General features: G+C 37.2%; 13 protein-coding genes, 1 tRNA gene and 1 pseudogene. 11 read left to right on the top strand and 4 right to left on the bottom strand.

The annotated features are described in order from the left end of the window. Positions 1 to 66: 66 nt before the first annotated feature. The gene (locus CLO1100_RS19370; protein WP_014315464.1) at positions 67 to 2925 is read right to left on the bottom strand and encodes a phosphodiester glycosidase family protein; all 2859 of its coding nucleotides are present in this window, start codon (positions 2923 to 2925) and stop codon (positions 67 to 69) included. Between the two features lie 99 nt (positions 2926 to 3024). Further along, a complete protein-coding gene (locus CLO1100_RS19365) occupies positions 3025 to 3744 on the bottom strand; it encodes a tRNA 2-thiocytidine(32) synthetase TtcA (RefSeq protein ID WP_014315463.1) in 720 nt (239 codons plus the stop codon). A gap of 304 nt (positions 3745 to 4048) precedes the next feature. On the opposite strand from CLO1100_RS19365, the gene CLO1100_RS19360 reads away from it, so the two are divergent. Further along, positions 4049 to 4124 (top strand) — tRNA-Pro (locus CLO1100_RS19360). A 151-nt stretch (positions 4125 to 4275) separates the two neighbouring features. Here CLO1100_RS19360 and adhE read toward each other — a convergent pair. After that, complete coding sequence (gene adhE / locus CLO1100_RS19355) at positions 4276 to 6921, bottom strand: bifunctional acetaldehyde-CoA/alcohol dehydrogenase (protein WP_014315462.1); 2646 nt, start codon at positions 6919 to 6921, stop codon at positions 4276 to 4278. A gap of 170 nt (positions 6922 to 7091) precedes the next feature. Continuing rightward, a complete protein-coding gene (locus tag CLO1100_RS19350) occupies positions 7092 to 8309 on the bottom strand; it encodes a DUF6385 domain-containing protein (RefSeq protein ID WP_014315461.1) in 1218 nt (405 codons plus the stop codon). A gap of 192 nt (positions 8310 to 8501) precedes the next feature. Between CLO1100_RS19350 and CLO1100_RS19345 the strand changes: the two genes are divergently transcribed. The 10 genes and pseudogenes from CLO1100_RS19345 to CLO1100_RS19300 all read left to right on the top strand — a co-directional run bounded on the left by CLO1100_RS19345 (position 8502) and on the right by CLO1100_RS19300 (position 24298). Beyond that, complete coding sequence (locus tag CLO1100_RS19345; RefSeq protein WP_014315460.1) at positions 8502 to 8903, top strand: hypothetical protein; 402 nt, start codon at positions 8502 to 8504, stop codon at positions 8901 to 8903. A 34-nt stretch (positions 8904 to 8937) separates the two neighbouring features. Beyond that, entirely contained in the window at positions 8938 to 9714 is a 777-nt protein-coding gene (murI, locus tag CLO1100_RS19340; protein WP_014315459.1) for a glutamate racemase, read from the top strand. 128 nt (positions 9715 to 9842) lie between these two features. Beyond that, complete coding sequence (locus CLO1100_RS19335) at positions 9843 to 11123, top strand: glucose-1-phosphate adenylyltransferase (RefSeq protein ID WP_014315458.1); 1281 nt, start codon at positions 9843 to 9845, stop codon at positions 11121 to 11123. Further along, positions 11120 to 12238, top strand: coding sequence for a glucose-1-phosphate adenylyltransferase subunit GlgD (glgD, locus tag CLO1100_RS19330; RefSeq protein WP_014315457.1), 1119 nt, complete (start codon positions 11120 to 11122; stop codon positions 12236 to 12238). The genes CLO1100_RS19335 and glgD overlap by 4 nt, the downstream gene beginning before the upstream one ends. Before the next feature lie 300 nt (positions 12239 to 12538). Further along, positions 12539 to 15424: a hypothetical protein gene (locus CLO1100_RS19325; protein WP_014315456.1), complete on the top strand. Its 2886-nt coding sequence runs from the start codon at positions 12539 to 12541 to the stop codon at positions 15422 to 15424. Positions 15425 to 15723: 299 nt separating this feature from the next. Further along, positions 15724 to 18642, top strand: coding sequence for a hypothetical protein (locus CLO1100_RS19320; protein ID WP_014315455.1), 2919 nt, complete (start codon positions 15724 to 15726; stop codon positions 18640 to 18642). A 184-nt stretch (positions 18643 to 18826) separates the two neighbouring features. Continuing rightward, positions 18827 to 19315, top strand: a pseudogene (gene tnpA / locus CLO1100_RS19315) (IS200/IS605 family transposase). 266 nt (positions 19316 to 19581) lie between these two features. Next, a complete protein-coding gene (locus tag CLO1100_RS19310) occupies positions 19582 to 21852 on the top strand; it encodes an S-layer homology domain-containing protein (protein WP_014315454.1) in 2271 nt (756 codons plus the stop codon). Positions 21853 to 21937: 85 nt separating this feature from the next. Then, positions 21938 to 23173, top strand: a complete 1236-nt coding sequence (locus CLO1100_RS19305; RefSeq protein WP_014315453.1) for a TolC family protein — start codon at positions 21938 to 21940, stop codon at positions 23171 to 23173. A 30-nt stretch (positions 23174 to 23203) separates the two neighbouring features. Further along, positions 23204 to 24298: a TolC family protein gene (locus CLO1100_RS19300; RefSeq protein ID WP_014315452.1), complete on the top strand. Its 1095-nt coding sequence runs from the start codon at positions 23204 to 23206 to the stop codon at positions 24296 to 24298. Positions 24299 to 24457: the final 159 nt, after the last annotated feature.

Below are 24457 nucleotides of genomic sequence, written 5' to 3'. Positions count from 1 at the left end.
GAGAAAATAAAAACCGGAAACATTAAAGCGTTTAGCTTTTGTTGCTTCCGGTTTTATTTTTATGTCTTAATTAAATGATTTGAACTGGTATGTTACCGATGTTCCCTTAACTTTTACAACGGCATACTTTGCAGCGCCCTTGTTGCTGTCACTGAAGCCATAGGAATCAAAGCCTGCGGTGACTACATATTTAACACCTTTGTCCATATAACTTGAATTGGAATTTCCTTTATAGAATACCCATACATTCTTTCCTGTTTTCTTTTTAAAATCTGTAAGTGTGTCTTTTAGAAGCTGTCCTTCTTTTGTATCATTAAATTTCAAAGGATCTTCCTTGAGAAATACAAATACGTTTTTGCCGTTAAAGGAATCGAGTTGATTAATAAACCATAACCACTCATTTGTGTTTGTTACACGTAAGCCGCCTTTGGCAGTATTCAGTTGAATAAGTCGGTTACCGTTAATATCCAATGACTTATAGCTTGCTGTGGTACTCAACTGTGGAACCTTTATACTGCTTCTTGTAAGCCCGTCATTTGAGCCAACCAGTACAGAGACATCTACAGAACTGCTTACTCGTCCTGCCAATTTGTTAAGCATATCAACCTGTGTCTTGTTGGATGAAGTATATGCTGTTGACTGACCAAATACTGAAAAGGTCATTGAATCGGCGCCTAATACAGAACTATCCTTATAATTATCATCTTTTGGTACCGTTGTTTTTGGAACCTTTGACATATCAACATCAGGATAGCCTGTGTAAACCATTGTCAAGTTATCAAAATAAACTGTTCCTGAAGACTTTCCATTTTTAGGCTGGACAGCAAATACATTTGTTACTTTTTTAGGTGTGTTCAAATCATCCAGAGATACTTCAAGGTACTTCCATCCTGTCCAGGTGATTCCTTTTGCAAAATACTCACTACTGTAGTTTCCTTTAGAATCGTGGACAGTAGCCCCTATCCAAATTGGTTTTTTGGCTGAACTGTAAACCCACATACCAAGTTTTGAGGTGGTGGATTCCAATGTATAGCCTCCATTTGGCAGATTCAGATATGCTGTTTTGTTTACACTTAAGTCAGTGGAAAAATCATATGTGATTTTTGCGGAGTATTTTGCTGACTTATATACGTTAGATGCTAAACTATAAGATGCCTTAGCCGATTTTGGCGAGGTTGTCAGTTTTATTCCTGTTGAATTAAAGTCTTGAATAATTTTAGTTAAACCCGACATACGAATAGATACTGGACATGAAACAACTGCTGAACCTACAGTAGCAGCTACATAGCCTGTTCCTCCGCTTTTACTTGCAGTAAATACGTTTGATGAGGAAACTTTACCTACATTTCCGCCTGTGCTCCATTTAATGTTTGCAGGGGGAATACTTGCGGTATACCCGTTTTTATCCCATCCTTTAACGGAAAATGTAACCGAACTTCCGGGATTAATGTTAAGTGTGTCATGATTGAGTTCAAGTCTGGTTGGTGACTCTAATACAGTAATAGGACATGTTCCTACTACATGGTCACCTATTTTTGCTGTAACCACGGCTTCTCCTGCTGTGGTAGGATATAGTACATTGCTTTTAAAAGTACCCTTCACGCCCGATACAGACCATTTTATATCATTTGTATTAATGTTAACAGGATTCATGTACTTATCCATGCCCCTTGCTGTAAAAGCTCTGGAGGTGTTAACAAATACTTGATCCTCATATGAGGTTACGTAAAGAGAATCCACAGGCCCTTGGGGTGCTACCGAGAAAATTCCCAGAGATGCGCCTACTCCTCTTTGTGAACCGTCTGAAGGCCTATTTTGAACGCTTAAGCCTGTTGTGCCCTGTTCTCTGGATACCAGTGTAGTCGAGCCGCCTCCGTCCAGATTCAATGCATTAGCACAGCCAAGTTCGTGCATATACGATGCAAGCTCTGCTTGTGTCATTCCTATACTGGCACTGGATTTTCCGTCAACAGCTGCAATAATCAGGGTTTTCCCATCTTTTGATGTTCCTATTGCGGTTCTTGGCGCCCTTGTACTCGGTGACACCGGATTGTGAGAGAAAGAGGTTAAAACTTTATCATCCTTTACAAGCATTGCTCCGCCTGTAAGGGCCATTGTCATTTTACTTGTATCAACGTTCATGGTGATACTGTATTCAACCGGATCACCAACCTTGAAATTGTCTTTTAAATATTGAATATGACTTCCTGCACCTAACACGACAAAACCACTTTTTGGCATATCAATACCGGGTTTGTTTTCATTAAACTCTTTTACTATACCGTCCTCAACTACCATCTCAATCCATTCAGGATATTTAGTTGTGGCACCGGGAGTTTTAGCACCCCATTTTGCATCTATTATAGACATTCCGTTAAAATTACCGTTGTATCTGTTATATGATGCGGCAACTTTCCTTTCACCCTTTGGAGTGATAAGTTCAACTTTGGTATTCCAGTATGTGAATAGTGCTTCGTTCACATCGTTAAGGGAAAAGGTTCCGGTGTCCTTACTGTCTCTGGTAGCTGCCAAATCAACTTCTCCAGAAGAAACAACAGGACCGTAGGTATAACTTTTCCCGCTTCCACTGGGTCCGAAATCAAAAAAGCTGCCATTTACTGCAGCAATAGCTCCGCTGTTTTTTGCCAGATTCAAAACAGTTGAAGAACCCACCACTGATTTTTTATTTACCAGCGTGTCTACCTTTACGTTTTTATCAGACAAATCTACTCTGAGAACATATGACTTAATCCACCCGCTTGTAGTAAAGCGGTCATAGCTTTCCAAAGTCACACCCGAAGTAACTGTCTGCTTTTCAACAGTTTGACTTATAAGCTGTTGTGCTCCGAATACATTGCTGAAAGATGTCAGCAGTAAAGTTAAGATAACTAAAAGTGCAAGACTTCTACGTATGTATTTATTCATTTTTCTGTTATGTACCCCCAATATTATGTTGATTTACCCCGCTGTGAAATTAAATGGCTATACCCAGGTTCTATTGCAACAACTTTACGGGGTATTGTGTTATTCGTGCCATCCGTCGATTTCCGCACGTTTTATTGCTCCAAAAAGGTTACTTTTAATTTCTCTGTTATCCTTTTGGAGTTCTAGAATTAAATCCTTAATATACTGACGTTTCGTTTTACCATCTACATGACATGGACTTTTTACAATTGGAAAACTCTCTGACTTTACAACTGATTTTATTTGCTTTTCTTCAGTATAAATAAGAGGACGAATAAGGAATAAATCCTTCCTGTCAAGATAAGTCACAGGAGAAAAAGTATGTATTCTTCCTTCATAGAAGGTACTGAGCAACAGAGTTTCAACAGCATCGTCCCTATGATGGCCCAGAGCAACCTTATTGCAGCCAAGCATTTTTGCTTTATTATGGAGAGCTCCTCTTCTAAGATTTGCACACATAGAACAAGGGTTCTTTTCATTTCTTACTTCAAAAATTATCTTGCCAATGAGAGTTTCTTCAATAGTATAATTAACACCTATTTGTTTGCAATATTCGACGACCGGAGTGAAATCGGCATTTCCTATACCCATTGTAAGACTGATTGCCTCAAGTTCAAACTTTTTGGGATAGAAATTCTGAAGCTGTCTTAGTGCAGTAAGAAGGGTCATGCTATCTTTTCCGCCGCTTACGCCAACTGCAATTCTGTCTCCATCTTCAATCATGTTATAGTCCTGAACTGCCCGTCTGACTTGCCCTAAAATACGCTGTATAGACACCACATCCTTTTTCCTTAGTTTTACTACATTATAAAAAAACTACCATGACGTATCAAGAGATATTACATTTCAATTATGTTACATATTGGATATATTGTTCTTGTGAACTGTGAAAATGCTGAAAACACTCATGTGCATGAAAATATAAAATTATTCTGACAAAACAGGTAATAAAACGGTGTAAAATTGAGCATAATAGAGAATCAGAAGGGTAAATGCTGAAATATGCTCAATGTACGAATTGATTATATTTTGGGGCTATAGTAAAATACTTTTGCACTCGAGAAAACAACGAGTGTGTAAATAACGGGGTGTAGCGCAATTGGCAGCGCGCTTGGTTTGGGACCAAGATGCTGGAGGTTCAAGTCCTCTCACTCCGACCAATAAAATCCTCGACAGGGAACTGCGGGGATTTTTTGCGTAAAAAAATAAGGACTTGAACCTGAGAAGGCACAAAGCGTAAAGAATATGCAGAGTAAAAGCCAGCGTCTTAAGGCGCTGGCCGGTAGAAACAATTCTGCATACATTTATATTTTATAATCCTTGAGTCTGATCTCCGCAGACTATTTCATCACACTCATCACTCAATTTACCGGGAGTACCTTCGAATGCATTGATATACATCTGCTTTATTTCACAAATCAGAGGATATCTGGGATTGGCGCCTGTACATTGGTCATCAAATGCAGATTCGCACATTTCATCCAGGGTTTCATAGAATTTTTCTCTTGGGACACCGGCTTCACTTATAGTCTTGGGTATATTGACCTTGTTCTTCAAGTCCTCGATGGCCTGCAGTAGAAGATTAATTTTTTCTTCTACGCTGTTACCACCCAGTTTCAGTGAATCAGCGATTTCTGCATATCTCTCTTTTGCATTTGGATATTTGTATTGTGCAAATGCTGCTTGTTTTCTTGGATTATCAACTGCATTAAATCGGATTACTTCTCCAATTAGTATACCGTTTGCAACACCGTGAGGCACATGATGCATTGCTCCAAGTTTATGAGCCATTGAATGACATATTCCCAGGAATGCGTTTGCAAAAGCCATGCCTGCTATCGTTGAGGCATGAGCCATTTTTTCTCTGGCCTCAATATTATTGGCACCCTCATTATAGGCTAGAGGGAGGTAAGTGAAAATCAGCTTAATAGCTTCCAAAGCTAATCCATTTGTAAACTCGGTTGCAAGGATGGATACATAAGCTTCAATGGCGTGGGTTAATGCATCGATACCGGAAGCAGCAGTAAGGCCTTTGGGCATATTGACCATAAGTTCTGCATCAATGATGGCAATATTGGGAGTTAATTCGTAGTCAGCCAATGGATATTTGATGCCTGTCTGGTCATCTGTAATAACAGCAAAAGGAGTAACTTCAGAGCCTGTACCTGCTGAGGTTGGAACGGAAATCATCAGAGCTTTTCTACCCATTTCAGGGAAGGTGTACACTCTCTTTCTTATATCCATAAATCTCAGGGCCAGATCTTCAAACTTGACTTCAGGATGTTCATAAAGCACCCACATGATTTTAGCAGCATCCATTGGTGAACCGCCGCCAACTGCAATAATAACATCGGGTTTGAAGCTTTCCATTTCATCGGCACCCTTTTTTGCTGCTGAAAGGGTTGGATCCGGTTCCACATCAGAAAATATCTTGTAGCTTATTTCAAGCTCATCAAGCAAACTTGTGACCTTATTGGTGTAGCCTAATTGGAACAGAACCTTATCGGTTACTATGAAGGCCTTTTTTTTATCCATACTGGATAATTCTCTAAGTGCAACGCCCAGGCTGCCGAATTTGTAGTAAATTTTCCTCGGGACTCTAAACCAGAGCATATTCTCTCTCCTTTCGGCAACTGTTTTCATATTTAGCAGGTTGCGTACTCCTACATTATCTGATACAGAGTTACCTCCCCAGGTACCGCAACCAAGGGTAAGGGATGGTGGTAGCTTGAAGTTGAAAATGTCACCGATGGCACCATGGGAGGCAGGCATATTGATAATGGTTCGTCCTGTTTTCATGGTAGACCCGAATTGGTCTATTCGTGCTCTGGATTTAATTTCATCGGTATAAAGCACAGATGTGTGTCCGAATCCCCCAAGCTCGATAAGCCTGACTGCTTTTTTTAGTGCATCTTCAAAGGTGCTTACTCTATACATTGCGAGAATGGGAGAAAGCTTTTCATGAGAAAAAGGTTCATCTTTTTCAACGGATTCCACTTCGCCAATAAGAACTTTAGCATCTTTTGCTACTTTTATCCCGGCCATTTCAGCTATCTTGCAGGCACTTTGTCCAACAATACCTGCGTTCAACGCACCGTTTGAAAGAATGATATTTCTTACCTTGTCAGTTTCTTCATCAGCAAGGACATGAGCGCCTCGTGCAATGAATTCTTTCTTTACTGCGTCATAAACCTGATCCATAATGATTACTGCTTGTTCAGAAGCGCAGATTACTCCGTTGTCGAAGGTTTTTGACAATAGGATCGAGCTTACTGCCATCATTAAATCGGCTGTCTCATCAATGATGACGGGAGTATTCCCCGGGCCTACACCAATGGCAGGTCGGCCGGATGAATACGCCGCCTTTACCATACCAGGTCCACCTGTTGCAAGAATCAAGTCTGATTCCCTCATAAGAAGCTGAGAAAGTTCAACGGAAGGTTCATCAATCCATCCTATGATTCCTTCCGGGGCACCTGCCTTAACGGCGGCATCCAGTATAATCTTTGCTGCGGCTACGGTGCACTTCTTCGCCCTGGGGTGGGGGGCAAAAATAATACCATTCCTAGTCTTTAGAGCGAGCAAAGCCTTGAATATTGCTGTTGAAGTTGGATTCGTTGTCGGAATGATAGCGGCAATTACGCCAACAGGTTCTGCAACTCGTGCAACTCCGAAGGATTCATCCCTTTCAATCACACCACAAGTTTTTTCATCCTTATATTTATTGTAGATGTATTCTGAGGCAAAGTGATTTTTAATCACCTTGTCTTCCACGATGCCCATTCGAGTCTCCTTAACAGCCATTTTGGCAAGGATGATCCTAGCATTGTTTGCAGCCATAGCAGCTTGCCTGAATATTTCATCAGTCTGTGCCTGACTAAAGGTAGCAAATACTTTTTGTGCAGCTCTTATATCAGTGAGTTTCTGTAATAATTCATCAGAATTTGATATCGCCATATACACCATCTCCCTTTTTTGTGATAAAAACACTAATAGTATGCGTGTCTTTTGACAACCTTATCCATATAAAAAGGAATTAAAAAGCACTCTGAACAGTAAAAACCCCCGACAAAATTTCTGTCGAGGGCTTGTAATACTTAGTTGGAGAAAGTTTAAAAGTGTCCTTTTTAGCTCTGACCTTGAAAAATAACACTTATAGCTGTGCTGGCACCGGTACTGGTGGATTTGTAGCCTAAACGTATATATCTTAAAAATTTACTTGAAGTTATGATAGTTGAGGCGCCGGGGCTAACCGGACGTTCGTCACTGTCGATTACCCAATCTGTACCATTCGGGCTTAATTCAACCACAACTGTAACATTGTTTGTGCCTCCTGTATTTTTTACAAAGAACTGATAAGTGGTGAGTTGAGCGATTTCCTGCTGTGTAGTATATTGATAGCTGTCTGTTGTGGCTGATGTTGTAAGTGTAGAATTTACAAAGTTACGGGATGTGTTTACCTGCAGAATCCCGGCCGAATCGGTTAATAAAACATGATTGTCAGTACCGTCATTACCATAAACAGTAATACTGTCAGTGGCTTGCGAAATATCAACATTAACGGTATCGGAAGAAGTAAGAGGTCTGATATCCAGCTGACCTGAGGAATTTGTTTTAATTATCTGATTGTCGGTGCCGTCATTACCATAAACAGCAATACTGTCAGTAGTTTGGGAAATATCAACATTAACGGTATCAGAAGAAGTAAGGGGTCTGATATCCAGCTGACCTAAGGAATTTGTTTTAATTATCTGATTGTCGGTGCCGTCATTACCATAAACAGCAATACTGTCAGTGGCTTGGGAAATATCAACATTAACAGTATCGGAAGAAGTAAGGGGTCTGATATCCAGTTGGCCTGAGGAATTTGTTTTAATTATCTGATTGTCGGTGCCGTCATTACCATAAACAGCAATACTGTCAGTGGTTTGCGAAATATCAACATTAACAGTATCGGAAGTGGTCAAAGGCCTTATATCCAGTTGGCCTGTAGCATTTGTTCTGATAATTTGGTTTGTGGTACCATCATTACCATAGACGGTAATACTGTCGTCGGCCTGAGTGATATTGACATTAACTGTATCAGAGACTGTTAATGGTCTGATATCCAACTGACCAGTGGCATTTGTTTTTATAATTTGGTTTGCAGTACCGTCATTACCATACACGGCAATACTGTTTACAGTCTCGTCTACATCAACAGCAAGGGGAGACGAACTGTCTGTTGCTACCTTTAATCTACCTGTACTGTCAGCCTGAACATTAATTACAGCTGATCCGTTTGTTGCAAAAATCTGATTTTTTAGATTCGCCGGAGAATCCTGATAAATTGGCATTCCGGGCATAATGTTCACTCCTTTTTATTTGATTTTATTACATTATATTCAATAATACGCCAAATGGTTAACATAATATGCTAAATTTTGAACGTTCACTCAAACTGTATATTAATAAAATTTGATAACCGGAAACATGATATTATATAATAATAAATAAGTTTAAACATATGATTTTATTTATAAGTAGATGAGGTAAATATGAGAAGAGTTTTAAGGACATTGGGAATTAGTATCTTCAATGCGATAATAATAGTAATAATGCTGGTGATTATTGTACAGCTGAATCTGCCAATGGCCGGGATTTATATCGCTTTTGCAGTAACTTCGATAATATACCCTGCTGCTATGTTACTTTTGTACAGAAGACTGTGGGAAGCTGAAACATTAGTTATTATACCTGTCAGCCTAATACTTTCAGCACTGTATTCGTTAGGAATATCAATGTACAGCTATTATGGTACCGGTGATTTTTCTATAATGTTTAAGGACTTGATGTACTTTATATATTTTCTTCCTTCAACTATTTATTGCATTATAGGATGGATTATATTTGGTGTTATGGATAAAATGTCTAAAAACAGCCGCAGAAGGGAATTTTAAAAGATACAAAAGGCAAAGGAGTAATTGGAGTTAGATGAACACCGATAAAATAGGTTTTTTGGATTCCGGCTTTGGCGGGATAACAGTATTAAGTGAGGCTTTGAGACAGCTTCCCCAAGAAAATTACATATATTATGCAGATATAAAACATGTACCTTATGGAACAAAGACAAAGGAAGAAGTAAGAGAATATGTTTTTCAAGCCGTAGAATTTCTGGTGAATCAAGGAATAAAAGCACTTGTTGTAGCATGTAATACAGCCACAAGTATTGCTGTAAGAGAACTCAGAGGTATGTATGATTTTCCGATATTAGGAATGGAGCCTGCGGTAAAGCCTGCTGTCCAGAATGGTAACGGAAAAAGGGTTCTTGTCCTTGCCACTGCATTGACTCTTCGTGAGGAAAAATTTCACAATCTGGTACAGAGAGTGGATCAGGAACATGTAGTAGATTATCTGCCTTTTCCCGAGCTGGTTGAACTGGCTGAAAATATGATATTTGATTATGAAAGGGTAATACCTGTTATAAAAAATAAATTGGAAGGCTTTAATCTGGAAAATTATAAAACCTTCGTTTTAGGGTGTACTCATTTTCCCATATATAGGGACGCATTTAAGCTGGTACTTCCTCCTTTTATTGATATAATAGACGGAAGCGAAGGAACAATCAGATATCTCAAGCGTTTGCTGGAGGAGAGGCAGCTTATAAGTACAAATGTTGATGGCGGAAAGGTAGTTTTTTTTGATTCCGGCATCCATATACAGAGTCAGGAAAGGCTGAAAACCTTTAAGTGGCTTATTTCCCATTGTTAGGAACTCTTTTGTTATAAAGGGGTAATTTCCTTACTACATTTAAAGGGAAATATAAATTAAACGTAGAAATATAATAGTAAATTGTACGTTAAAAGCAGCATAAAATCAGTTAACCGGGAGTTGGTGCAATGATTAGGAAAGAAATGATAGCAATGTTACTGGCCGGGGGCCAAGGAAGCCGTCTGGGTGTCCTCACTAAGAATGTGGCCAAGCCAGCGGTTCTATATGGAGGGAAATATAGAATAATTGACTTTTCTCTTAGTAACTGTATAAATTCCGGAATTGATACAGTAGGTGTTCTGACCCAATATCAACCGCTGAAGCTTAATGCCCATATAGGAATAGGTAAACCATGGGATATGGACAGGATAGACGGCGGTGTTACCATACTATCCCCCTATTTAAAGGCGGAGATAGGCGAATGGTTTAAAGGTACTGCAAATGCAGTTTACCAGAATATCCAGTATATAGACAAATATTCCCCTCATTATGTAATTATTTTATCCGGTGATCATATCTACAAAATGGATTATTCCAAAATGCTTGATTTTCACAAAGAGAATCATGCAGATGCTACAATTTCAGTTATTAATGTTCCTTATGATGAGGCTGGCAGATACGGTATTATGAATTGTCATGACAACGGCAAAATATATGAATTCGAAGAAAAGCCCAAAAATCCAAAAAGCACCCTTGCATCTATGGGAGTTTATATTTTCAACTGGTCAATTCTTAGAGAATATCTGATAAAGGATAATGAATGCTCCGAATCCGAAAATGATTTCGGAAAAAACATAATCCCCGCAATGCTGGCAGATGGCAAAAGCATGTGGGCATACCAGTATTCCGGCTATTGGAGGGATGTAGGGACAATACAGGCCTTTTGGGAGTCAAATATGGACTTGGTAAGCAGGGTTCCCCAATTTAATCTATTCGACCCCGAATGGAGGATTTATACACCTAATCCGGTGAAACCGGCTCACTATATAGCTAACTGCGGGTGTGTGAAAAAATCCATAGTGGCGGAAGGCTGCTCGGTTTATGGAACAGTTGTAAATTCCATTTTATTTCCGGGTGCTTATATAGAAGAGGGAGCATTTATTCAGGACTCTATTATAATGTCCAATTCAAGGGTATGCAAAAATGCATACATAAACAGGTCTATTATCAGCGAACAGGTTACAATAGGCGAAAAGGTAAGGCTTGGAGAAGGTGCAGACGTGCCTAATGAATACAAGTCAGGAATTTACAATTCAGGAATTACGGTTATAGGAGAACAGGCAAGCATACCCTCAGATGCTGTAATTGGAAAGAATGTTATGATTGATATAGGAGCTTCGGCAGCCGATTTTACATCTTTAAATGTTGAATCCGGCAAAAGCGTATTCAAAGGTGGTGTGGCAGAATGAAAAATGTAATGGGAATAATAATGTCAGGCGGACGTAACACAAAGCTCAAGGAGCTTTCAACCATGAGGTCCAGCCCGGCAGTGCCAGTAGGAGGAAAGTACAGAGCTATTGACTTTATACTTTCGAATATGGTTAATTCAGGGATTACAAATATAGGTGTAATAACTCAGTACAGTTTCAGGTCACTGATGGACCACCTTGGTTCAGGTAAGGAATGGGATTTAGATAGAAAAACAGACGGGCTTTTTCTTTTCCCTCCATTTTTGTCCGATGAAGGTACGGGCTGGTACAGAGGTACCGCTGATGCCATGTACAATAATCTGACCTTTCTTAAAAGAAGTAATGAGGAATATGTGCTGATTTCCCAAGGCAATTGTATATTTACAACAACCTTTGACGATATGCTCAACGCTCATAAGGAAACAGATGCAGATATAACTGTAGCTTATCGTGAAATGAATGATATACCTGTAGAGGAACTGACAAACATGGGTGTTATGCAGCTTGACAGTTCATCCAGATTAATTGATTTTCAGGAAAAGCCCATGCATCCAAATACACTCAATGGTTCCCTGGGTATTTATATGATAAAAAGGGAATTATTGATTGCACTTCTTGAAGAAAGCGTTGCACATGGATACTATGACTTTGTACTGGATATTATTATAAAGATGCTCCATAAGCTCAAAATCTACGGATATAAATACAACGGCTATTGGAGAAGCATGTCTACGGTACAGATGTATTACAAATGCAATATGGAACTGCTGGACCCTTTAATAAACAACGAATTGTTGGGGAAATTAAAAATATATACAAAGGTCAAGGATGAAGCACCTGCAAAGTACAATGAAGAAGCAGAGGTTAAAAACTCAATAATTGCAGATGGATGCATTATAGAAGGAACAGTTGAGAACAGCGTACTTTTCAGAGGTGTAACAGTAAAGCGGGGTGCTATCGTAAAGGATAGTATTATAATGCAGGGAAGTATTGTTGAAGAAAACTCGGCACTCAACTACGCCATACTTGATAAAAACGTGGTACTTTCAAAAAACAGATGCCTCAAGGGTGAGAAATCATGGCCAATTATTATTGGCAAAAATGTTATTGTGTAATACTCAGTTTGTAACCAATTACTTATAAAACAGAGCTGTCGTTGATAAGGCAAGCTCTGTTTCTATTTTATACCCATCTATACTCCAAACCTTTATTACATGGCGATTACATTTAATTTACATAATACTATATTATGTTGACCCGGTAAAAAATCTGGTGCTATAATGATTATGAAATTGAGGCGTGCAGTTACTCGTAAGGCCTTGATTTTAAACCATTTCAAGCCGGGGACGTAATCTAGTGGCCGATTTATCCCTGTAAAACCATTGGCCAGAAAACAACTAGGGGAGGATTTAGTAATGGGGAATTTTAAAAAGATTTCTGCTGCAGTTGTTGCCGGTGCAATCATGTTGTCATCAGTAGTACCAACATTTGCAGCCGCATACACTCCGGTAAACGGAGAAAAGGCTAGTGTTCTCAATCAGCTGGAACTATACGCTGGAACTAGCGATACTTCATTTGTACCATCTCTTGAAACATCACTTACAAGAGGGCAGGGTGCAACTTTATTAGCAAAACTCTTCAATATGGATACTGCTGCACAAGCATTAACCGAAGATGAGGCAAATGCAATTCTGAAAGATTTTGCAGATGCTGACAAAATACCTACATATGCAAAGAAAAGATTGGCTTACTTAGTTAAGAACAATATTATGTCAGGTTCAAAAGACACAACTACTGGGGATATATTTGTAAATGCTGACGAGGCTCTTCTCGGAGGGCAATTCGCAACTCTGATTCTCAAGCAGCTCGGATATACAGTATCTAGCTGGACTGAAGCAATAGATCAGCTTTCAGAGGTTGATGGTGCAAAGGAAATCGCTGATTACCTTGCATTTGCTAAAAAGTCAGTTCTCAGAGACCAGGCAGTAGGAATCATGTTTGGTTCATTAACATCAGAATATTCTGACGGAAAAGCAACAATAATTGATAAAATAGTAGAAGCTAAGCCAAGCCTCAGAGCAATTGCTGAAAATGCTGGACTTATAGCTACTCCTGCAGTTCTTGCAGTAGACAGCGTAAAGGCGTTGAACCTTAGAGAATTAGTTATTACCTTCAACAAGGCAGTAGTAACTGAGGAAGCTAAAAAAGCAACAAACTATGAAATAAATGATGCAAATCCTGCAGCTGTAGATGTATCAGCTGACGGAAAAACTGTTACATTAAGAACATCAAATGCTAACAGAATGAGCAATTATGCTACAGATATTAAATTGGAAGTATTAAAGGCAGTTGGTCTTTCAGCAGATACTACCATTTCAAATATTTCTGCTAAGGATATTACAGTACCATCTGTTGTTTCAGTAGAAGCAACTGGACCAAGAAATCTTAAGGTTACTTTCTCAGAACCTTTGAATGAAGATGTTACTACTGCTGATACAGTTAACTCATTCAAGCTTGACAATGGTTTTGTAGCTCTCGATACTACAAGTGCAACTTATAGTGGGAATGTATTGTCATTAAAGACTTTAGGTGATCTTTCCGAAGGAGCTCACTCATTACAGGTTAAAAATGATTCTTCAAACAAGTTGGTTGATTCTGCTAACTACACTGTAACACCAACAAGTTCATCATTTAACTATGTAAAAGATACATCACCATTAACAGTAAAAGTTGTTGAATCAACAGAAACTACCGCAACAATTCAGTTCAGCAAGCCAATTGATGCAACTACATTGACTGCAAATGTTTTACTACGACACACTTACAACACTTCAACTAACCAGGTTGATGGAACATCATTAGTAAATTCAGGCGATGATCAGAAATTTACAGTAACATTCCCTGATAACATGCCTTTTGCTCCTGGAGCATCAAATCTTTACATAGTATATCAGAATGATGCAGCTATTAAAGATAACTATGGAAACAAGCTGCCTGAAACAACCCTTACAATCAATACAACAGCTGACTTGACAAAGCCAACTGTATCAAAGGTTGATTTCATAAGTGCTACTTCATTGGAAGTAACTTTCTCTGAAAAAGTACTTGCTGGAACAGGCTCAAACGGAGCTGAAAACACTGCTCTCTACACATTAAAGGATTCAACCGGCACAGTTATAGCAGTTACCGGTGCAGCTTTCAAGGATAGCACAAATAAGGTTGTAGTATTAACTACTAATACTATGAATGGCGGATCTTATACACTTACAGTTAAAGATGTAAAAGACGTGTCAGTAGCAAAGAACGAAATGGACGATGCTACAATATCCTTTACAGGAGTAGATAAAGTTGCTCCTACAGTTAGCAGCACAAAGCAAATCGGTGATAACAAGATAAAGGTTACATTCAGCGAAGTGATGGATGTTGCAACTATTACAGATAAAGGTAATTGGATGCACAACTCAGCAGCTCTTGATGCAAATGATACTATAGTAGCAGCTGACGGAAATAAAGCAGTAATAATTACATTTAAAAATAACTTAAATAATACAGATGCAAACTCAGATTCAATTCTTGACAGTGAAAAACTTACTCTTGCAAGAGTTAAGGATGTAGTTGGAAATTGGTCAGAAAGCTTCTCTCAGACACTTGATGTAACTAAGGCTTCAAACATTGTTTACACTAAGGCTGAAATGACAGCTACAGATAAAATAAGACTTACATTTGAAGATGAAGTAATATCTGGCGCTACAACAGGGGACTTCGAAGTAAGCTTTGACAATGGATCAACTTGGACAGTAAAAGTAATCGGAATGTCAGTATCGGTAGTAGACGGAGATACAATAATGACATTGACAACTGATTCAAAGGCTGCTAATACACAGACAACTAATGTTCAGGTAAGAACAAAAGATGGTGCTGCTACAACAAGTGCAAAGAATGCTTATAATAAGCCTCTTGAATTTACAGCAGCAACATTGACTGATAAAGTTGCTCCTTCTATAGTATCAGTAGTAACAAAGGATACAGGAGTTGCAAACAACAAGATTGATGCAATCGAAATCACTTACAGCGAAAACCTCTATGTAGCATCTGTATCAGACGCTGATTACACTGTAGAAGGCTACGAAATAACAGGTGTTGTTGTAAATGGTGCAAAGGTTATAATAACTGTTAAGGAAAAAGATATCGTTGATTCTAATGCAACACCAAAGGTAACACAGGTAGGACAGGTTGAAGACTCATTAAGAAATGTATTGAGTACACAGGATGTAATCACTTCTACTGACGGAATTGCTTAATAGAAATTTAAAAACATAATATCTAATGTTCAAATCAAAAATCCGAAGGAAACATCCTTCGGATTTTTTTATTACTATTACAAATTCTTTACACTTAAATCGAGTACGTTGACTCAAAAATTTGCCAGTGATATAATACATATGAATCAAGATAGGTAAATTTAGGTAATCTTAATCTATTGTTACCGAATCTTGGAAAATAGGTTAAACGAGTTGGGCTATAAATAGTGGGAGAGGCGTAGCCCGCTCTGGAATTTAAAGCCCGCCCGCTACAAAATACACAAGGAGGATTTGAGAACATGAGAAATCTCAGAAAGCTAACTGCAGTTGTTATAGCCGTAGCATTGGTTCTAACATCTATGACTGCTGCATTCGCTGCTTCAGGTTCATATGAATTTGAAGATCAAGCAACAGTACTTAAGGATCTCGGCATTTGGCAGGGAGACACTACCGGTGACTTGATGCTTGGTGAAGACTTAACTAGAGCACAAGGTGCTGTATTAGTACTAAAGACTGTATTAGGTAAGACAGACAAAGATATGGAAGCTGCAGATGTTTCCAAAATCGCAAACTTTGATGATGCTGACGAAGTTCCTGCATGGGCTGAAGGTTGGGTAGCTCTTGCTGTTCAAGAAGGTGTTATGAAAGGTGGCAACAATAAATTAGCTGCTGGTGATCCTTTAAAGGGAAAAGACCTTGCATCTATGTTCATGAACGCTCTCGGTTTTGCAGCTGAGAACGACTATGCTACATCAGTTGAATTATTGGCTGCTAAGTCAGCTGGTAAAATTCTTTCAGCTATCGTAGATGATATTACTGATGCAGATCTTACAAGAGATGCTGCTTCTGCAGTAGTATTCGATACTTTAACTGTTAAGGCTAAAGATGCAACTAAGACAGTTGTTGAAGTCTTAGTTGGAACTGACGCTGCTAAGAAATCAGTTGCTGTAAAGGCAGGTTTAATAGCTGCTCCTACTACTTTGGACATTGCTAAGGTAGAGGCTCTTAACCTTAGAGAGTTAGTAGTAACTTTCAACGGTCCTGTAACAAATGTAGATGCTGCTAAGAAGACTTCAAATTACAAAATTGGAACTAGTGAACCAGAAGCGGCTACATTGTCAGATGACAAGACTGCTGTTACTTTGAGAACAGCAAGTGCTAACGCAATGGGTAACTATGCAACAGATATCGAACTTACTATATTGAAGGCAGTTGGATTTGCTGCTGACAAGACTATAAAGGGTATATCTGTAAAGGATACTACAGTACCATATGCAAAATCAGTTTCAACAACAGGTCCTAAGAATATAAAAGTTGCATTATCAGAACCATTAAGAACTCATGCTGGAGACGGGTTTACAGCTCTTACTGGTACAGATATAGCAAGTTCAGTAAAAATTGATGGTGCATTTATAGCTATAGACTCAACTAACACAACTACTAGCGGTCTTGAATTAAATATCAAAACATATTCAGACTTGTCTGAAGGTTCACACAAGATTGAGTTCATAGGTACAGGATCAAAGTTATTTGATAACGCAGGATATCAGATACAGGGTGCTACTCTTACATTTGATTATGTAAAAGATACTTCAGCACTGGTACTTACTTATGTTGAATCAACTGAAACATCTGTTACAGTAAAGTTTAACAAGGCTTTAAAGACTGGTTCATTTAAAGCTAACGCTAATGTTGCTATTACACATACATACAATTCTGACACAAACAAAGTTACTGCTGATACTGCTGTAACTTCTGATGATGATCAGACGTTTGTAATAAGCTTCGGAAGCACTCGCCCATTCCCACCGGGAGCAACTACTGTATACATTAATTATGTTAGTGATTCAGGAACAAAGATTGAAGATAACTATGGCAACAAGTTGGCAGCTACTTCATTTACTCTGAATACTTCTGCTGATTTAACTAAGCCTACTGCAACTGCAGAATTTGTAGATGCAAAGACAGTTAAGGTAACTTTCTCAGAAGATGTTATGAGCGATGGACTGACAAATGCTGCTAATAACGTAGGAAACTATGTATTAAAGAATGGCAATGATGTTGTTTCATTGGCATCAGCTGCTTTTGATGGAGACAGCAAAAAGGTAGTTAAGTTGACAACTACTGATGCAAAAGCATTAAACGGAACATCATACACTCTTACTATTAAGAATGTAAAAGATTTGTCCGTAGCTAAAAATCAGATTGATGAAGTAACATTGTCATTCACAGGTACTGACAAAGTTGCACCAGAAATAAAATCAGCTAAATTGGTATCAGACTTGAAGTATAAGATAACATTTACTGAGGTAATGGACTTAGCTTCAATAACTGATAAGACAGTTTATAGAATAGGTGCTACTGCTGCTACTTCAACAACTCTTAATACTGATGATTACACTATTGATGCTGTAGACGGTAATAAAGCAGTTGTTATTACTTTCAAAACTGCTCCTAGCTCCACTGCTAATATCTATGTTGCAAGAGTTAAGGATGCAGCAGGTAACTGGTCAGAATTCTTCTCAGCTGAAAATACTATTGGAACAAAGACTACCGTTGGCTTAACTGAATACCAGATTACTGGTAAGAATGCTATAAAGCTTAAGTTTGAAGATAATCTGAAGAATATGGAAGTTAATGATTTCTTATATTCAACAGACGGTGGAGTTACATTTACTCAGAAACCAGATTCATTATCAGTAAGTATAGCTGATGGAGTTACCTACATTACTTTGGTAACAAAAGATATTGCAACTGCTGTTGGTACAAATGTTGAAGTTAAGACAAATGGTACTACTAAAGCACAAAATGAATATGGTAGTACAGTATCATTTGATACTACTGCTGTAGATGGTGATGGCAATAAGCTCTTATCAATAGTTGACAAACGTGCTCCATCTAAGGTAGGAGACATGGTATTTACAGATATCGATGACAATAAGGGAACAAAGAAAGCATTGAAGACTGTAACTATAACTTATGATGAGGATATATATGCAGCATCTGTTCAAGACGCTGACTATACCGTTGCTGGCTACGAAGTTGATAGTGTTGAAGTAAATCCAGTAAACAAGACTCAGATAATTATAACACTTAAAACTCTTGATTATGGTTCATACACAATGGGTACTGATACTGTTAAGGTTAAGCAAGTAGGAGAAATCCAGGATCTTGCTAAGAACACATTGGGTGCTCAGGATGAATGGTCAAACAAATAAGACTCTTTAAAGAGTAAAAAAACCCGTGGGAATTTTCCCGCGGGTTTTTTATCTATAACAATAAACCCCCGGCTAAGCCGGGGTCAGACATAAGGCTTTAGCTTCAAGTAGGAAAAATAAAACCTCGGATGTTAGAATAGTGTAGGTTCGCCAACAACATTAAAAAAACATAGGAGGGGCCACAATGGACAAGAATAATTTAGCATATACGACATGGGAATATAAATATCATTTAGTGTTTACAGCAAAATATAGACGACAAATTATATTAGTAAAATAAAACAGAATATAGGTAAGATGCTGAGAGAACTGTGCGAAAGGATAGGTATCGAAATTATAGAAGTGGAGTGTTGTAAGGACCACATACATATGCTTGTTAGGATACAAATATAGTGTATCAGAAATAATGGGATATTTAAAAGTCAAAAGTTCTTTAATGATATTCGATAAATATGCTAATCTTAAATATAAATATGTTAACAGACACTTTTGGCTTAGAGGATACTATATTGATACCGTTGGCAAGAATGCGAAAAAAATAGAAGAATATATTAGAAATCAGTTGCAAGCAGACATAGCAAACGACCAGTTAAGTTTGATAGAGTACGTGGATCCGTTTACGGATACAAGAAAAGAAGAGCACGTAGCCGACCGCTTTAGCGGTAGCCAGTAAATAAATGCGGTTGGCGAACTATTCAATAAGCCTTAAGGCTTAAGTAAGTAGCATGCCCATATAGGGCTAGTGCAAGCTACCCAATAAGTGGGCGGTCTCTGACTAGGAAAATAGTTCAATAACTTGTCATGTAAGTAAGAATAATCTTCTACTTGATATACATTTGTAAGATAAAAGTAACAAAATTGTATGTAATATATCCCATTTATATGATATTATTTAGACATTAAGGGAATTTTTGCGTATAGTCATATGAGGAGGGAACAATGAACAAAAGAAGAATATTAGCGATGATTTTGACAATATGTATACTTACAGTATCCGTATCAATGACTTTTGCAGCTGAAACCGATATAGTTACCGATGTTACTACTAAAGCTCAGACATTAAACAAGCTCGGAATGCTGGCTGGTGACGGTAAAGGAAATTATAGCCTGGATTCGAATTTAAAAAGAAGCGAGGCTGCTACTTTTATTGTAAAGCTAATGGGTAAGACCAAGGAGGTAGCAGATAAAAATAGTCAATACATAAATACAGGATTTCATGATATAAAGGCTACTGACTGGTTTGCAGCATATGTTGGGTTCTGTAGAGAAAATGATGTTATTAGTGGAATAGGCAATAATAAATTTGGTCCGAATTCGAATGTAACTGAAAAAGCCTTCTTAACTATGACGATGAAAGCTCTTGGGTATACTAGCGATGATTTTAACTGGAACAGTGTATATCAAAAGGCTTATGACATAGGCTTGGTAACAGGTGGTGACTATAACGGAAAAACACAAGACAATGTTAATTATACAAGAGCAGAAGTTGTAGATACTATGTATACTGCATTAACGCTTAAAGTAAAAGATACAGATAATACATTGCTTAAAAAGCTTATAAATGAGGGGCAGCTAGAACCAAAAGTCGTAGCAGATGCTGGACTGTCAGATGATAAGTTACCTGTTGAAATATCCAAGGTGTCTGTACAGGGGAGTCAATGGATTAAAATTGAACTGAATGAACCGGTAAAGCAATTAAAGGATACAGATATATCTGTATATGAAAATTTGAAATGGACAGTACTTTCGACAAAGATAATATCACAGACAGATAAAGAAATCAGGATAAAGACCGATTATCAAAAGGCAGATCTTGAGTATGTAATAAAAATATCAAATTTGATAGATGAAGATAATAATTATGTAAAAGAAATAAAAAGTAAATTCATAGGGTTTGAAAACAAGGCGGTTAAATCTGATTTATTTAAAATCAGCAAGATTGAGCAATTATCAGCCAGTGACCTTGCTATATATTTTACTCATCCTATAAATATTAATGCGGAGCAGCCGGAATGTTACTCAATTTTAAAATCAGACGAGACATTAATTGAAGGAAATAAGAATAATATCTCTGTTAAGGTTATGGATGGCAAGTCTGATGCTGTAATAATAAGGGTTAAGAATTTTACCTTCAGTCAGGATGTAGAATATACGGTTAGAATAAAGGGTTCTCTCATTAGTGCATATGGAACTTATCTCGGACAAGAAGCAGGAGACCAGATGAATTTCATTGCAAAGTCTATTGCTACAGAGGCATTTAAGCTGGTTGGATTAACTCCTTTAAATAACAAGTCAATACAGTTGGATTTTAATAAACCGATAAATAAGGTGACTGCTGAGCAGGTTTTCAGCTACTACATAACAGAATTGACCATAGGCACACCTATACAGATTATAAAGGCTACTACTACCAATAATACGTATGGTACAGACTGCGCAGTTGTTTTAACAATTGCGGGTACTTTTGATATAAAAAAAGCATATGGACTGATGATAAACAGTATAAGTGATGCAACCAAGCAAAATAAAATAGAAGAGCAATCATATTCTTTCAATCCTACGGATAAGGCTATAAGTGATATGAAGATTGCTTCTATCATACCTATAGACTTAAATAGTATTTCAATTTCTTTTGATAGGAAATTGAATCCTAAGACAGCTGAGGATATAGGAAATTATTCTGTTCTTTGCCTTAACAATACTTCGTACAATATCAGCCCGGTAAAGGCGGTATACACTAATGATTTCCCTAATACAGTAAAACTGTATTTTGCATATAACAAGCCTATGACAGCAGGATATATGTATAAAGTAAGGATATTGAACACTTTGCAGGACTATACAGGAACAGCTTTGACTGCTCCGTTGGAATATACATATATCGCCAACAATGTAGTAAAAACAAAGCCAGAGATTGTAAAAGCTGCTTTTATAGCAAAGGATACAATTAAAATAACTTTGAACAAGGACATTGCTCTGGATGTACCTAACATATTAACAAGTAATTATTACATTCAGACGATAGGCGATGACAACGCAAATAAAATGCCTTTGGCAATAACCTATATTGATACTAATACAATTGTATTGCGGTTTGATAAGATTGATTTCTCTAAACAGTTTTATTTAAGATATAATGAAATAAAAGACATCACAGGAGAGACGTACTCAGGTGACCAAATCAATACAGCAATTGTAATTGGAGAATAAAGTTTGCTTGCCAGGTAAAAAGGACACTCTTTGAGTGTCTTTTTTAGAATATAATAGATAAAAATTATCAAAGAGGAGGAACAGCATGGTAGTAAAAAAGATTTGGGGGCTAGTACTGTTAACCTTTATTTTAATGCAGTCAATAGTACCTTGCTCAGCTATCACACAGGAGAAAGTTACGACAATAAGTTTGGAAACTGCATACGAAAATGCTATTTTAGCCACAAACCAATTCGAAAAAATTGAAAAAAGTCTATATAAACTTACAAAGCTTTATGGTGCAAAAGAAGAGACACGCAAAATAGATAAGTATGATATGAAAACAGAGTTCAATAGGCTATATGATAAGATGATGAGCGGCCAGTTCCTTCAGTCATATGAACAGGGAGAGTTGGTAATGTACTATGCAGTATTTAAGGACTCTGAAATATTCGAAAATAAGAGCTTAAAACCTGTGATAAACCCTGACGAATTTCCAAACTGCGATGTTTGGTTACAAATGATGCAATTAAAGATAAATGGCGAGAATCTGAGAAAAGGATTAATTGATGGGGTGAGACAACTATATGACAATTTACTTTACATAAATGATTCTATTGCTTTATCTGAAGAGTATCTCAAGGTTATGGAACGAGAATTATGTGGAGTTGAACAGAAATTTAAAACTGGAACTGTTTCGGAACTGGATTTTGAAAGATCCCGTATGAATTTTCAAATTAAAAAAATGGAGTTAAACAAACAGAAACGAACAAAAGAAAATCTTGAATTGAACTTGAAAAAAAATCTTGGATTGAAGCTAAATACAGTTATAGAAATCAAGCCTTACAAAATATCGCAAAAAGAATTGTATATACCCTCTTACGATATCAGCCTAAAAAATGCATTACTTAATAGGAAAGAAATAGCATTACCCAAAATGAATAAACTTGCTGCTCAGACGCGTATACCGGTAATTAATCATTATTTGACTTATGTACCCCAAAACGAAGATTTACAATTGTCCCTTAAGGAAACGGTGCTAAGTATTGGTGAGTTTGATAATGAAATAAAGACACAGGAAGGATATGTACGGAAAGATATAGATAGTACTTATGCCAAAATTTTACACAACAAAAAGGGTGTTGATATTGAAACAAGGAAATACAACGAAAGTAAAAAAAACTATGACAAAGCAAAGATTCAGTATCAGGCAGGCCAGATAAGTAGTACTTCATTGGATTATTCAAGGCTTAGTTGTGAGACGAGCAGGATTAACTATGAGAAGGCCGTACGTGACCTCACCTATGAAATAAATGCTTTAAATACTGCCTGCGGAGTTTAAAAGATTTAATATCAAAAAAGGAGAATAAGTATGAAGAAAATAATAAATTCTATAGCAGCAATTACCATAGTTATATCAATACTGATAACCTTGTCATACACGGTTGGTGCTGTACCTCTAGATAAACAGATTACTTTAGGACAGGCTCAGGAGGTGGCTTTAGAGAATAATTCGGTGAAACTTATAGATAATCAAATATTAAATGCTCAAAAAAGGCTTGATTACGCAAAAAGAAAAGCTGAAATAACCGACGAATCATGGAATACTGATACTCAAAGAGCGGAAGTAAAAAAAGTTAAGGAATTAATTCCTGCTCAAAAGAATGATGCCTTAGCAGTAATACAGCTACAGAAAAACGAAAAAATATCATCTTTGAAGCTTGATATTACAAAAGCATATTTTGAGTATCTATTTACAGTGGAAAAGATGCAGAGCGAGATAAATGCCATAAGCAGACTTAACAACAAGTTGAAAATTCTCAAAGTACGGGTTGCAGCTGGCGGGGAATTAAAGTCTGTTGTTGAAGAAACAGAAGTTGCATTAAAAAAAGCAGAACAACAAAAGGATTTGGTAGAGAGAGATTTGAATAGTTTGACTATAGATTTGAATTCATTACTTGGCAGACCGTTATCTAGTAAGATAAATTTAGTAAAGCAAGATGTCCCATTTTATGAGGTTGATAAGTTAAACACAAATAAGATTTTAAATGACAGAGTAGTAAAAAGATCATCAATATTAAAAGCACTTAATGACTGGAACGAAGCAAAAATAGAATATAAAATAATAAATTTCAGCTCCACACAGATAATTCCGGATGGTTTGGAAGAAGCTGAGGATAAATTACTAATTGCGGAATATGATTACAACAAGCTCTTACTAGATGAAGAAAATAATGTTTTGACAGAATATAATGAGCTTTTAAATTTAAGAGATGATATTGACATTAAAAAAATGGAGTTAAATCTTAATCAAAAGCAGATGAATGCTGCAAAGGTTCAATATAATAATGGATATATATATATTGTTACATATAATGATTCAATCCAGAAATATGAGGATTCAGTTATAGCATATAAGCAGGCTAAACTTGATTATTACCTTGCATCAGAAAAATTCCAGAAATAACTTAATTTCTACCAAAATAAAGATTAAAAACCACCGGAACTTTTTCAGAAAGATTACGTCTAAGTTACAGGAGTATATTATTTATACTCCTTCAATTTTACATAAAAAGCACTATTACCAAAATATTAATTTTTAATTACGTATAATTAATGGTATAAT

Source organism: Clostridium sp. BNL1100 (genome assembly GCF_000244875.1).
GTDB lineage: Bacteria > Bacillota > Clostridia > Acetivibrionales > DSM-1351 > Ruminiclostridium.
This window is presented reverse-complemented; position numbering and strand designations above follow the sequence as displayed.

Excerpts from the sequence above, each read along its gene's own strand:
- CLO1100_RS19350 (WP_014315461.1), bottom strand. The coding sequence starts at position 8,309 with ATGCCCGGAATGCCAATTTATCAGGATTCTCCGGCGAATCTAAAAAAT.
- CLO1100_RS19320 (WP_014315455.1), top strand. The coding sequence starts at position 15,724 with ATGAGAAATCTCAGAAAGCTAACTGCAGTTGTTATAGCCGTAGCATTG.
- CLO1100_RS19370 (WP_014315464.1), bottom strand. The coding sequence starts at position 2,925 with ATGAATAAATACATACGTAGAAGTCTTGCACTTTTAGTTATCTTAACT.
- CLO1100_RS19345 (WP_014315460.1), top strand. The coding sequence starts at position 8,502 with ATGAGAAGAGTTTTAAGGACATTGGGAATTAGTATCTTCAATGCGATA.
- CLO1100_RS19335 (WP_014315458.1), top strand. The coding sequence starts at position 9,843 with ATGATTAGGAAAGAAATGATAGCAATGTTACTGGCCGGGGGCCAAGGA.
- glgD (WP_014315457.1), top strand. The coding sequence starts at position 11,120 with ATGAAAAATGTAATGGGAATAATAATGTCAGGCGGACGTAACACAAAG.
- CLO1100_RS19310 (WP_014315454.1), top strand. The coding sequence starts at position 19,582 with ATGAACAAAAGAAGAATATTAGCGATGATTTTGACAATATGTATACTT.
- adhE (WP_014315462.1), bottom strand. The coding sequence starts at position 6,921 with ATGGCGATATCAAATTCTGATGAATTATTACAGAAACTCACTGATATA.
- CLO1100_RS19300 (WP_014315452.1), top strand. The coding sequence starts at position 23,204 with ATGAAGAAAATAATAAATTCTATAGCAGCAATTACCATAGTTATATCA.
- CLO1100_RS19305 (WP_014315453.1), top strand. The coding sequence starts at position 21,938 with ATGGTAGTAAAAAAGATTTGGGGGCTAGTACTGTTAACCTTTATTTTA.
- CLO1100_RS19325 (WP_014315456.1), top strand. The coding sequence starts at position 12,539 with ATGGGGAATTTTAAAAAGATTTCTGCTGCAGTTGTTGCCGGTGCAATC.
- murI (WP_014315459.1), top strand. The coding sequence starts at position 8,938 with ATGAACACCGATAAAATAGGTTTTTTGGATTCCGGCTTTGGCGGGATA.